Origin of the sequence: Pseudomonas sp. TH49 (genome assembly GCF_016650625.1) — a bacterium.
Taxonomy (GTDB): domain Bacteria; phylum Pseudomonadota; class Gammaproteobacteria; order Pseudomonadales; family Pseudomonadaceae; genus Aquipseudomonas; species Aquipseudomonas fluorescens_H.
The window spans coordinates 1931264-1943358 of the sequence record NZ_JAEKFL010000001.1 but is presented as its reverse complement, the minus strand read 5'-3'; the positions used below and the strand labels follow the sequence as shown (position 1 = coordinate 1943358).

12 protein-coding genes are annotated in these 12095 nt (G+C 61.6%); 4 read left to right on the top strand and 8 right to left on the bottom strand.

All coding sequences use genetic code 11. The features are described 5' to 3' along the window. Positions 1–64 precede the first annotated feature (64 nt). Positions 65–514 carry a Cd(II)/Pb(II)-responsive transcriptional regulator gene (cadR, locus tag JFU48_RS08790; RefSeq protein ID WP_003229189.1) on the top strand — a complete coding sequence of 150 codons (450 nt, stop codon included), beginning with the start codon at positions 65–67 and terminating at the stop codon, positions 512–514. 123 nt (positions 515–637) lie between these two features. Here cadR and JFU48_RS08785 read toward each other — a convergent pair whose 3' ends face one another. The 3 genes from JFU48_RS08785 to JFU48_RS08775 form a co-directional block, all read right to left on the bottom strand. After that, positions 638–1609 (bottom strand): thymidylate synthase, encoded by a 972-nt coding sequence (locus JFU48_RS08785; RefSeq protein ID WP_047596629.1) that lies wholly within the window; start codon positions 1607–1609, stop codon positions 638–640. Positions 1610–1659: 50 nt separating this feature from the next. Further along, positions 1660–2475 carry a prolipoprotein diacylglyceryl transferase gene (lgt, locus tag JFU48_RS08780; protein WP_003229193.1) on the bottom strand — a complete coding sequence of 272 codons (816 nt, stop codon included), beginning with the start codon at positions 2473–2475 and terminating at the stop codon, positions 1660–1662. 93 nt (positions 2476–2568) lie between these two features. After that, positions 2569–3351 carry a sulfite exporter TauE/SafE family protein gene (locus JFU48_RS08775; RefSeq protein ID WP_103521532.1) on the bottom strand — a complete coding sequence of 261 codons (783 nt, stop codon included), beginning with the start codon at positions 3349–3351 and terminating at the stop codon, positions 2569–2571. A gap of 130 nt (positions 3352–3481) precedes the next feature. On the opposite strand from JFU48_RS08775, the gene JFU48_RS08770 reads away from it, so the two are divergent. Continuing rightward, positions 3482–4228, top strand: a complete 747-nt coding sequence (locus JFU48_RS08770; protein WP_201136309.1) for an NRDE family protein — start codon at positions 3482–3484, stop codon at positions 4226–4228. A gap of 116 nt (positions 4229–4344) precedes the next feature. Here JFU48_RS08770 and ptsP read toward each other — a convergent pair whose 3' ends face one another. Together ptsP and JFU48_RS08760 are read right to left on the bottom strand one after the other, a co-directional pair. Continuing rightward, positions 4345–6624 carry a phosphoenolpyruvate--protein phosphotransferase gene (ptsP, locus tag JFU48_RS08765; protein ID WP_003229199.1) on the bottom strand — a complete coding sequence of 760 codons (2280 nt, stop codon included), beginning with the start codon at positions 6622–6624 and terminating at the stop codon, positions 4345–4347. A 22-nt stretch (positions 6625–6646) separates the two neighbouring features. Beyond that, positions 6647–7126: an RNA pyrophosphohydrolase gene (locus JFU48_RS08760; RefSeq protein WP_003229203.1), complete on the bottom strand. Its 480-nt coding sequence runs from the start codon at positions 7124–7126 to the stop codon at positions 6647–6649. Between the two features lie 143 nt (positions 7127–7269). Between JFU48_RS08760 and JFU48_RS08755 the strand changes: the two genes are divergently transcribed. Beyond that, a complete protein-coding gene (locus JFU48_RS08755) occupies positions 7270–7926 on the top strand; it encodes a histidinol-phosphatase (protein ID WP_003229206.1) in 657 nt (218 codons plus the stop codon). A 103-nt stretch (positions 7927–8029) separates the two neighbouring features. On the opposite strand, the gene JFU48_RS08750 is transcribed toward JFU48_RS08755, so the two are convergent. Then, positions 8030–8455, bottom strand: coding sequence for a DUF2269 domain-containing protein (locus JFU48_RS08750; protein WP_003229208.1), 426 nt, complete (start codon positions 8453–8455; stop codon positions 8030–8032). A 39-nt stretch (positions 8456–8494) separates the two neighbouring features. Continuing rightward, positions 8495–10009 carry a threonine ammonia-lyase, biosynthetic gene (gene ilvA / locus JFU48_RS08745; protein WP_201136308.1) on the bottom strand — a complete coding sequence of 505 codons (1515 nt, stop codon included), beginning with the start codon at positions 10007–10009 and terminating at the stop codon, positions 8495–8497. Positions 10010–10310: 301 nt separating this feature from the next. On the opposite strand from ilvA, the gene rpiA reads away from it, so the two are divergent. Further along, entirely contained in the window at positions 10311–10985 is a 675-nt protein-coding gene (gene rpiA / locus JFU48_RS08740) for a ribose-5-phosphate isomerase RpiA (RefSeq protein ID WP_007913886.1), read from the top strand. A 148-nt stretch (positions 10986–11133) separates the two neighbouring features. Here the strand turns inward: rpiA and JFU48_RS08735 are convergent, their stop codons facing one another. Further along, positions 11134–12051, bottom strand: a complete 918-nt coding sequence (locus JFU48_RS08735; RefSeq protein ID WP_201136307.1) for an SdiA-regulated domain-containing protein — start codon at positions 12049–12051, stop codon at positions 11134–11136. Between the last annotated feature and the right edge of the window lie 44 nt (positions 12052–12095).

The following is a 12095-nucleotide window of genomic DNA, read 5'->3' as shown; positions in this document are numbered from 1 at the left end:
CCTGTTGCCAAGTAAAGACCCTGTAGCCACTATAGGGTCAAGCACCCTTTTGGAGATTGCCGTCATGAAGATCGGAGAACTGGCCAAACTCACCGACTGCGCCGTGGAAACCATCCGCTATTACGAGCGCGAAAACCTGCTGCCGGAACCGGCGCGCAGCGACGGTAACTACCGCGTTTACACCCAGGCCCACGCCGAACGCCTGACTTTCATCCGCAACTGCCGCACCCTCGACATGACCCTCGAAGAGATCCGCAGCCTGCTGACCTTGCGCGACAGCCCGCAGGACCAGTGCGAAAACGTCAATGCGCTGATCGACGAGCATATCCAGCATGTAAAGGCGCGAATTGATGGCTTGTTGGCGTTGCAGACACAACTGCTCGACCTGCGCCAACGCTGTGGCGAAGGCCCGGGGGCGGATCAGTGCGGGATTTTGCAGCGGCTGGAGGTGAGTGGCGGAGTCGTCGCAACCGAAGTCGAACACTCCCACGTAGGCCGTAGCCACGGCCATTAAGAACACCCTAAAACACTGTGGGAGCGAGCTTGCTCGCGAAAGCGGTAGTTCAGTCAATATTTCTATCAACTGACACTCCGCCTTCGCGAGCAAGCTCGCTCCCACAGGTTTTTGTATTGCTTGTCAGACCGCCATCGGCGCGGTCATTGGCGCGTGGTGCTCGTAACCTTCCAGCGAGAAATCGCTCGGTTCCACCAGCTCCAGCCACTCCGGCTGATACACACCGGTCTTGGCAAACTCCGGCACACGATCCGAAATCTTCAGCTTCGGCATGGCGAACGGCTCGCGCTTGAGCTGTTCGTTGAGCATGTCAAGGTGGTTCTCGTAGACGTGCGCATCACCGATGAAATAGGTGAACCAGCGCGGCGTGTAGCCGGTCAGGCGACCGATCAGGCTCAGCAGCGCGGCGCCTTCGGTGAGGTTGAACGGCGTGCCCAGACCCAGGTCGTTGGAGCGGATGTACAGGGTCAGGGAGATCTCTTTGGTCTCGACGTTCGGGTGGAACTGGTACAGCAGATGGCACGGCGGCAGGGCCATCTCATCGAGCTGGGCGACGTTCCAGCCGTGGAACAGGATGCGGCGACTGCCCGGGTCCTTGATGATCGTGTCGACGCACTGGCGTACCTGGTCGATGGCTTTGTACAGCACCACGTAAGCCTGGCCGTCTTCTTCGCCCTGGGCGATCTGCTTGTAGCCATTGCTCAGGGTTTGTTCGATGGCGGCGGTATTGCTCAGCGGGATCTGCTTGTACGCCGGCCATTTGCGCCATTGCACGCCGTAGATTTCGCCGAGATCGTCTTCGCCCTGACGGAACGGGTTGGCCAGCCACTGCGCATTTTCGTTGGCGTTCTGGTCCCAGACCTTGCAGCCCAGCGCACGGAATTCAGCGGCGTTGTTCACGCCACGCAGAAAACCGCACATCTCGCCGATGGCCGATTTGAAGGCCATCTTGCGGGTGGTGATCGCCGGAAAGCCTTCCTGCAGATCGAAACGCAGCATCGCACCCGGGAAGCTGATGGTGTTGATGCCGGTGCGGTTGGCCTGTTTGGTGCCGTTCTGAATGACGTGCGAGACCAGTTCGAGATATTGCTTCATGAGTTACCTGTGTCCTTTGAGCCCCGGCGTCGCGCGCCGGGGTTCGTAGTTTAAGCGGTCGGCGCGAGCGGTGCTGCCGGCGCGCGACGATAGGCCAGCCAGATCAGGAACAGTCCGGCGACAATCATCGGTACGCACAGCACTTGCCCCATGGTCAGCCAGTTCCAGGCCAGGTAGCCCAGTTGCGCGTCCGGTACGCGGACGAACTCGACGATGAAACGGAAGATGCCGTAGAACAGCGCGAACATGCCGGACACAGCCATGGTCGGGCGCGGTTTACGCGAGAACAGCCACAGGATCAGGAACAGCGCGACGCCTTCGAGCGCGAACTGATACAGCTGCGACGGGTGACGCGGCAGCTGCGCCGGATCGCTGAAGGGCGGGAAGATCATCGCCCACGGCACGTCGGTCGGCTTGCCCCACAGTTCGGCATTGATGAAGTTGCCGATGCGCCCGGCGCCCAGACCGATCGGCACCATCGGCGCAACGAAGTCCATCAGTTGGAAGAAGGTCTTGCCGTTACGTTTGCCGAACCACAGCGCGGCGAGCATCACGCCGATGAATCCGCCGTGGAACGACATGCCGCCCTTCCACACTTCGAAAATCAGCGTCGGGTTGGCGATGTACGCGCTCAGGTCATAGAACAGCACGTAACCCAGACGTCCACCGACAATCACCCCCATCGACAGCCAGAACACCAGATCGGAAAGCTTCTCCTTGGTCCAGGTCGGGTCGAAACGGTTGAGCCGGCTCGACGCCAGCAGCCATGCGCCGCCGATGCCGACGAGGTACATCAGGCCGTACCAGTGGATTTTCAGCGGACCGATGGCCAGGGCCACCGGGTCGATCTGCGGGTAAGGCAGCATTGCGACTCCTCGTTAGAGTTGAAACCAAAATTCCCGGGCGACGCTGCCACCTCAGGATTAAGCCAGGATTGCGGCCTGCTCTGAACCAGCAGGTCAGAGCAGGAAATTCAGGCCCACGCAGAACAGCAAAGCGGCGAACAGCCGTTTCAGCAAGCGCGGCGACAATCTGTGGGCCAGGCGCGCGCCGAGACGGGCGAAGACCATGCTGGTCAGGGCAATGCCCAGCAGCGCCGGCAAATAAACAAAACCGAGACTATGCGGCGGCAACAACGAATCGTGCCAGCCCAGAATCATGAAACTTAATGCACTGACCAGGGCGATCGGCAGGCCACAGGCTGACGAGGTCGCCACGGCTTGCTGCATCGGCACGCTGCGCCAGGTCAGAAACGGCACGGTCAGCGAACCGCCGCCGACGCCAAAAATCGCCGACGCCCAACCGATTATGCTCCCGGCCACGGTCAGACCGAGTTTGCCGGGGACGGTTCGACTGGCCTTGGGTTTGATGTCCAGCGCCAACTGCAGCGAGATCACCAAGGCAAACACGCCGATGATCTTTTGCAGGTTCGGCCCGGAAATCGCCTCGGCCGTCAGCGCACCGAAACCGGCGCCGAGCAGTATGCCAACCGCCATCCACTTGAAAATCGGCCAGCGCACGGCGCCACGCCGGTGGTGTTCGCGCACGGCATTGACCGAGGTGAAGATGATCGTCGCCAGCGACGTGCCAACCGCCAGATGTGTAAGGATCGACTGATCGAAACCCTGCAAGGTAAAACTGAACACCAGCACCGGGACAATAATGATCCCGCCGCCCACCCCGAACAGCCCGGCCAGCACGCCTGCACAGGCGCCCAGCGCCAGATAGAGCAGAAATTCCACGGCCGTCTCCCAGACGCATCCCCAAAACCGGAGCGGCATGGTAACGGATGCACACCCTCTGGCGGAACTGGCGATGGATGCACGGACGCTGACTGCGTAGAGTGAGCAAAAAACACACAAGGACCACCTTATGTGCCTGATTGTTTTCGCCTGGCGCCCGGGCCATGCCCAGCCGCTGATCGTCGCGGCCAACCGTGACGAGTTCTACGCCCGCCCGAGCCTGCCGCTGGCGCCATGGGCCGACGCGCCGCACGTGCACGCGGGGCGCGATCTTGAGGCTGGCGGCACGTGGCTGGGAATCGGCGCCAATGGGCGCTTTGCCGCGCTGACCAATATCCGCGACCCGCACCAGCCACCGGCGCGCAAGTCGCGGGGGGAGTTGGTGGCGCGGTTTCTCACGGGCGATGCGTCGCTTGATGATTATTTGCGCGATGTAGTCGCTCGCGCGCCAGAGTACGCCGGGTTCAACCTGCTGCTGGGTAATGCCCATGAGCTGTGGCACTTCAATGCGCGGACGTCCGAGCCGGTGATGCTCGAGCCGGGGATCTACGGGCTATCGAATGCCGGGCTGGATACGCCGTGGCCGAAACTGCTCAAGGCCAAGGCTGCACTGAGTGCGGTGCTGGATGATCCACAGCCTGCGCGGTTACTGGAGCTGCTGGGCGATGCGCAGACCGCGCCGTTTGCCGAACTGCCGGATACCGGGGTCGGGCTGGCCACCGAATCGTTGCTGTCGAGTGTGTTCATTGCCAGCCAGAGTTATGGCACACGGGCGAGTACGGCGTTGATTGTGCAGGCGGACGGCACGCGGCGAATGGTCGAGCGCAGCTTTGGGCCATATGGCGGGCATTTGGGCGAGGTGGAGATTGCTGTTTAGCAGCGTTTGAACTGACGCCTTCGCGAGCAAGCCCGCTCCCACATTCGACCACATTCCAAAGGTAGAACTCGGTCAAATGTGGGAGCGGGCTTGCTCGCGAAGAGGCCCACAAGGTTTTAGAGAGCCTTGTTGACCGCCGGCGGATTCATCTTCGACAACCCGAGATTCTTCAGCGCCAGTTGCAGCGAGCTGTGGATCACTTGCGGGTTGTCGATGGTCATCAGCTCGGCCAGCAGATCCTTGGCCTTGCTCAGGTTGATCTGACGCAGCATCCACTTCACTTTCGGCAGGTTGGTGGCGTTCATCGACAGGCTGTCGAAGCCCATCGCCATCAACAGCACCGCCGCCGCCGGATCACCGGCCATTTCGCCGCAGATGCTCACCGGTTTGCCTTCGGCATGCGCGTCGCGCACCACGGTTTGCAGGGCTTGCAGCACTGCCGGGTGCAGGTAGTCGTAGAGATCGGCCACCCGCGGGTTGTTGCGGTCGACCGCCAGCAGGTACTGGGTCAGGTCGTTGGAGCCGACTGACAGGAAGTCCACCTGCCGCGCCAGTTCCTTGGTCTGGTACACCGCGGCCGGAATCTCGATCATCACCCCGATCGGCGGCATCGGCACGTCGGTGCCTTCGTCACGCACTTCGCCCCAGGCCCGGTGGATCAGGTGCAGGGCTTCTTCGAGTTCGTGGGTGCCGGAGATCATCGGCAGCAGGATCCGCAGATTGTTCAGGCCTTCGCTGGCCTTGAGCATCGCGCGGGTCTGCACCAGGAAGATTTCCGGGTGGTCGAGGGTCACGCGAATCCCGCGCCAGCCGAGGAACGGGTTGTCTTCCTTGATCGGGAAGTACGACAGCGACTTGTCACCGCCGATGTCCAGGCTGCGCATGGTCACCGGTTGCGGGTGGAAGGCGGCGAGCTGTTCGCGGTAGATCGCCAGCTGTTCCTTTTCGCTCGGGAAGCGCTGATTGATCATGAACGGCACTTCGGTGCGGTACAGGCCGACACCTTCGGCGCCACGCTTTTGTGCCCGCGCCACATCGGCCAGCAGGCCAGTGTTGACCCACAGCGGCATGCGGTGGCCATCGAGGGTCACGCACGGCAGATCACGCAGGGTGTCGAGGCCCAGCGCCAGTTGTTTCTCTTCTTCGACCACCTCGGCGAACTGCTTGCGCAGGACGTCGCTGGGGTTGGTGTAGACCTCGCCGCGGGTGCCATCGACGATCACCTCGATGCCGTCGACCTTGGCGTACGGCAGGTCGACCAGGCCCATCACCGTCGGAATGCCCATGGCCCGGGCCAGGATCGCGACGTGGGAGTTACCCGAACCGAGGACCGACACCAGACCGACCAGCGTGCCTTCCGGCACCTCGCCGAGCATGGCCGGCGTCAGCTCTTCGCTGACCAGAATGGTTTTTTCCGGGTAGACCAGGTTCTGCTGACGCTCTTCCTGCAGATACGCCAGCAGGCGCCGCCCGAGGTCTTTGACGTCCGACGCGCGCTCGCGCAGGTAGGCGTCGTCCATCAGTTCGAAACGGTTGACGTGATCGGTGACCACCTGACGCAGTGCGCCCTGGGCCCATTGGCCGGTCTTGATCACGGTGGTGACTTCGCTGCCCAGCGAGGCATCGTCGAGCATCATCAGGTAGACGTCGAACAGCGCACGTTCTTCCGGGCGCAACTGGGTCGCGAGCTTGGCGGACAACGCGCGCATGTCGGCGCGCACGCCTTCGATGGCGGTCTTGAACAGCGCCAGCTCAGCGTCGATGTCGGTGATGTGCTTGTCCGGCACCACGTCCAGATCCGCCGGCGGCAGCATGACCACCGCGGTACCGACGGCAGCACCCGGCGAACCCGGTACGCCGACGAACTTGGCTTCCTGAATGCCCTTGCCCTGACGGCCCAGACCGCGGATCGAGCCGGTGGCCTCGGCGTGGGCGATAACGCCGGCGAGCTGCGCGCTCATCGTCACGAGGAAGGCTTCTTCACCTTCGTCGAACTGGCGGCGTTCTTTCTGCTGGATGACCAACACGCCGACGACGCGGCGGTGGTGAATGATCGGCGCCCCGAGGAACGAGGCGTAGCGCTCCTCGCCGGTCTCGGCGAAGTAGCGGTAGCGCGGGTGATCCGCGGCGTTTTCGAGGTTCAGGGGTTCTTCACGCGTGCCGACCAGACCCACCAGACCTTCGTTGGGTGCCATGCTGACTTTGCCGATCGAGCGCTTGTTCAAGCCCTCGGTGGCCATCAGGACGAAGCGGTTGGTCTCGGGATCAAGCAGGTAGACCGAGCAGACCTGGCTGCCCATGGCCTCTTTGACGCGCAACACAATAATCCCCAACGCCGCCTTGAGATCCTTGGCGGAGTTAACTTCCTGGACGATCTTGCGCAGCGTATTGAGCATGGCTCGGGGTCGAACTCCGTCGTCAGTCGCGCGCTAAAAGGCGCGGGGCAAGCTCTTTGAGGGCGCGTCGATACACCTCGCGCTTGAATGTCACCACCTGGCCCAACGGATACCAATAACTGACCCAGCGCCAGCCATCGAACTCCGGTTTACCGGTCAAATCCATCCGCACCCGCTGCTCGTTGGAGATCAGGCGCAGGAGAAACCATTTCTGTTTCTGGCCGATGCACAGCGGTTGGCTGTGGGTACGCACCAGACGTTGCGGCAAACGATAGCGCAACCAGCCACGAGTACAGGCCAGTATTTCAACATCTTCACGTTCCAGGCCAACTTCTTCGTTCAGCTCGCGGTACAAGGCGTCCTCCGGCGTCTCCTCGGGGTTGATTCCCCCTTGTGGAAACTGCCAGGCATCTTGATTGATACGGCGAGCCCATAGCACCTGGCCGGCGTCATTCGTCAGAATGATCCCGACATTGGGGCGGAAACCATCGGGGTCGATCACGGCAACAACCTCGCAAACGCATGTCGCCGCATTGTTCCACAAAGCTTGATAAGGCGGCAACGAAGGTTCCTACCTTATGTGCACTCTTGTGAAAAGACCGTATTCTTGTCGCCTTTTTACTGACTTTTCAGCGGGTAACTGCAATGCGCCTGGCTCTATTCGATTTGGACAACACCCTTCTGGGCGGCGACAGCGATCACGCCTGGGGCGACTATCTGTGCGAACGCGGCTTCCTCGACCCGGTGGCGTACAAGACGCGCAACGACGAGTTCTATCAGGATTACCTGGCCGGCAAGCTGGATAACGCCGCGTACCTGAACTTCTGCCTGGAAATCCTCGGCCGCACCGAAATGGCCGTGCTCGAACAGTGGCACAACGACTACATGCGCGACTGCATCGAGCCGATCGTGCTGCCCAAGGCGCTGGAACTGCTGAAACAGCACCGCGACGCTGGTGACAAACTGGTGATCATCACCGCCACCAACCGCTTCGTCACCGCCCCGATTGCCGTGCGCCTGGGCGTTGAAACCCTGATTGCCACCGAGTGCGAGATGGTCGATGGCCGCTACACCGGGCGCAGCACCGATATTCCGTGCTTCCGTGAGGGCAAGGTGACGCGCCTGAATCGTTGGCTGGATGAGACTGGGTATTCGTTGGATGACAGCTATTTCTATAGCGATTCGATGAATGATTTGCCGCTGCTGGAGCAGGTGGCGAACCCCGTTGCCGTAGATCCGGATCCGAATCTGCGCGCTGAAGCCGAGAAGCGTGGCTGGCCAGTTATCTCGTTGCGCGACTGATTACGCTATCGCGAGCAGGCTCACTCCCACATTTTATCTGTGTCGTTCACAAATCCCTGTGGGAGCGAGCCTGCTCGCGAATGGGGCAACGCGGTGTGAAGCCTTAAACAGGCTTGGCCCCCATCAACCCGGCAATGGCGATAAAGCAGACAAAGCTGAACAACGCCAGGGCAAAGCTGAACCGCCCCACCCCGCTCGGCGCCTTGCGCAACCGATTCAACCGCACCAGCAACCAGAACCACGCCAGTGCCGCCACGGTGTACAGCACGCTGGAGGCCAGCAACCAGGTTTGTCCCAGCGGCCAGCCAACCAGATGCACCATGCCCCAGCCAGTGAACGGCATGCTCAACAGCGCCAGGCCCATCAACAACCAGATGAACACCCGTGGCCGTTGCAGGGTGCGGCTGCCCGCCGTGGCATCACCTTTGCGCCGCGCGAGAAAAACCCAGATTCCCAGACCCAGCGCACTGGCCAGCAACACCACGGTGGCGACCATGTGCGCGGTTTTCAGGGCAGTTAACGTTTCCATTGTTCGATTTCCTTATGGCCTGCCCATCAGCGTAGCCGCTCAGCCAAGAAACAGCTGATAGGCCGGGTTCTCGCTTTCGTCCCAGTACGGGTAACCGATTTCTTCCAGTGCCGCCGGCACCAGATGACGCTCGTCATGCGGGACTTGCAGGCCCGCGACCACCCGGCCGTCCGCCGCACCGTGGTTACGGTAGTGGAACATCGAGATGTTCCAGCGCCCGCCGAGTTTGTTGAGGAAGTTGAACAGCGCGCCAGGACGCTCCGGGAATTCGAAGCGAAACACCACTTCGTCGATGACGTGCGCCGCGTGGCCGCCGACCATGTGGCGAATGTGCAACTTGGCCAGCTCGTTGTCGGTCAGGTCGAGCACCGGGAATCCCTGCCCGGTCAGGCTCGCCAGCAGTGCGCTACGCGGGTCGTTTTCCGGGTGAGTCTGCACGCCAACGAAGATGTGCGCTTCGCTGCCGGTGTTGTAGCGGTAGTTGAATTCGGTGATCTGGCGCTTGCCGATGGCTTCGCAAAACGCCTTGAAGCTGCCGGCCTGCTCCGGGATGGTCACGGCGATGATCGCTTCGCGGCCCTCGCCCAGCTCGGCGCGCTCGGCGACGTGGCGCAGGCGATCGAAGTTGACGTTGGCCCCGGAGTCGATGGCGACGAAGGTCTGGCCGCTGACGCCGCGCAACTCGACGTACTTCTTGATCCCGGCCACGCCCAAGGCACCGGCAGGTTCGGTGATCGAGCGGGTATCGTCGTAGATATCCTTGATTGCCGCGCAGATCTCGTCAGTGCTGACGGTGATCACTTCGTCGACGTAATCCTTGCAGATGTCGAAGGTGTGCTGGCCGATCTGCGCCACGGCCACCCCGTCGGCGAAGATGCCCACGGTCGGCAGCACCACGCGCTCGCCGGCGGCCATGGCCGCTTGCAGGCAGTTGGAGTCGTCCGGCTCGACGCCGATGACCTTGATGTCCGGACGCAGGTATTTCACGTACGCCGCGATGCCAGCGATCAGCCCGCCGCCGCCGACCGGCACGAAAATCGCGTCCAGCGGTTGCGGGTGCTGGCGCAGAATCTCCATCGCCACGGTGCCCTGCCCGGCAATGGTGTGCGGATCGTCGTACGGGTGGATGTAAACGTAGCCCTTTTCATCGACCAGTTTCAGCGAGTAGGCCAGGGCTTCCGGGAAGGAATCGCCGTGCAGCACCACTTTGCCGCCGCGCGAACGCACGCCTTCGACCTTGATCTCGGGAGTGGTCTTGGGCATCACGATGGTCGCTTTCACGCCCAGCACTTTCGCCGCCAGCGCCAGACCCTGCGCATGGTTGCCCGCCGATGCGGTGACCACGCCACGGGCGCGCTCTTCGTCAGACAGCTGGGTCAACTTGTTGTACGCGCCGCGAATCTTGAACGAGAACACCGGTTGCAAGTCTTCGCGCTTGAGCCAGATGTCATTGCCCAGCCGCTCGGAGAGCTGGCGAGCCTTCTGCAGCGGGGTTTCTACGGCAACGTCATAAACGCGCGAGGTGAGGATCTTTTTGACGTACTGTTCGAGCATCGGAAAGCATCACTGAGCGGTTGGGCAGGGCCAAGGAGTCTAACCCGGCTTTTGCCCGGGCGACCACACTGAACAGGGGGTTTTAGGGTGTGGAGAACTATTGTGGCGAGGGAGCTTGCTCCCGCTCGGTTGCGCAGCAGTCGTAAATCAGAACATTCGATTTGTCTGAAAGAATGCAAAGGACCGCTTCGCGCTCCAGCGGGAGCAAGCTCCCTCGCCACAGGGGTGTTTCCCCCTTCACCACCGCGGGGCCTATAATGCCGGCCTTTCCGTACTCACCTTGCCCGCTTCCGGAGCCCGCATGACCCAGGATCAACTCAAACAGGCAGTGGCTCAGGCCGCCGTCGACTTCATCCTTCCGAAACTCGACGACAAGAGCATCGTCGGGGTCGGCACCGGCTCCACCGCCAACTGCTTCATCGATGCACTGGCCCAGCACAAGGGCGCGTTCGATGGCGCGGTCGCCAGCTCCGAAGCCACTGCGGCGCGCCTCAAGGGCCACGGGATTCCGGTGTATGAGCTGAACACCGTCAGCGACCTGGAGTTCTACGTTGATGGCGCCGATGAGAGCGACGCGCACCTGAACCTGATCAAGGGCGGCGGCGCCGCCCTGACTCGCGAGAAGATCGTCGCGGCCGTGGCCAAGACCTTCATCTGCATCGCCGACGCCAGCAAACTGGTACCGGTGCTGGGCGAATTCCCGCTGCCGGTCGAAGTGATCCCGATGGCCCGCAGCCACGTGGCCCGTCAACTGGTGAAACTGGGCGGCGACCCGGTGTACCGCGAAGGCGTGCTGACCGATAACGGCAACATCATCCTCGACGTGTTCAACCTGCAGATCACCAACCCGGTGGAGCTGGAAGCGCAGATCAACGCGATCGTCGGCGTGGTCACCAACGGTCTGTTCGCGGCGCGGCCGGCGGATCTGCTGTTGCTGGGCACCAGCGAAGGTGTGAAAACCCTGAAGGCTGAGTAAGCCCGGCCGCCCCATTCTTAGGGTAATTGCATCACCCCCTGTGGGAGCGGGCTTGCTCGCGAATGCGGTGTGTCAGATACATTATTTTGTCTGATACACCGCATTCGCGAGCAAGCCCGCTCCCACATTTGGTTTTTTGGGGTGTCAGTCAGTTTTGCGCAGGTTTCTTGAAGACGTAAAACAAGTTCGGTTCACTCACCAGATACAACGTCCCATCGTCATCCATCGCGATGCCCTCGGCCTGCGGTACGCTCTTCTGTAAACCCTGCCGTCCCTTGTTCAGTGACAGTGTGCTCAACGGCCGCCCGTCCACATCCAGCTCCAGAATCAGCCCCGACTCGTCGGACAGCGCCAGCAAATGGCCGCTGCGCTCGTCGTATTGCAGGCTCGACAGATCGCGCACGAACATCCCGGCGTCGCGCTTGGGGTTGTTGATCACGTGCACCGCGTAGGACTTTTCCGGATTGAAGTGCGGAAATCCGTGCACTTCATAAATCAGCATCGGATCGCGCTCCTTGGCGACGAACAGGCGCTTGCCCACCGAGTCATACGCCAGGCCTTCGAAGCCCTTGTTGCCACTCATGTGCACGCCGAGGGTCATTTGTTCGGCGTCCGCCGCATCGAGGAAGGTCGTGCCCTGCTCCAAATGGACCTTGATCAGCCGTTGCTGACGCTCGTCAGTGATCACGTAAGTGTCGGCGCTGATGAACTCCACCGCTTCCGCATCGCCAAAGCCGATCAACGCGATACGCCGCAGGATCTTGCCTTCAAGCGACAACTCGACCAGTTCGGCATTCTTGTTGGTCACGGTGAACAGGCTCTTGCGCACCGGATCGTAGGTCAGCGCCGAGACATCGTCGTTCAGCCCTTCGATGACCCGAGCTTCGACCTCGACCCGGTATTGACCCAGACCAATGGCCTCGCTGCTCAACGGCTGCCACAAGGTCTGCAGATTGAACCAGGCGCGCTCGAACAGGCGCAGGTATTGGCCGATCGCAATCAACGCGATCAGGGCAACAACCGACAGGATGACAAACAGGGGCTTGGGGCGGGCAAGTCGACGCATTCGGGCAGGCTCGGGATCAAAACAGGCGGATGAAATATCACGCC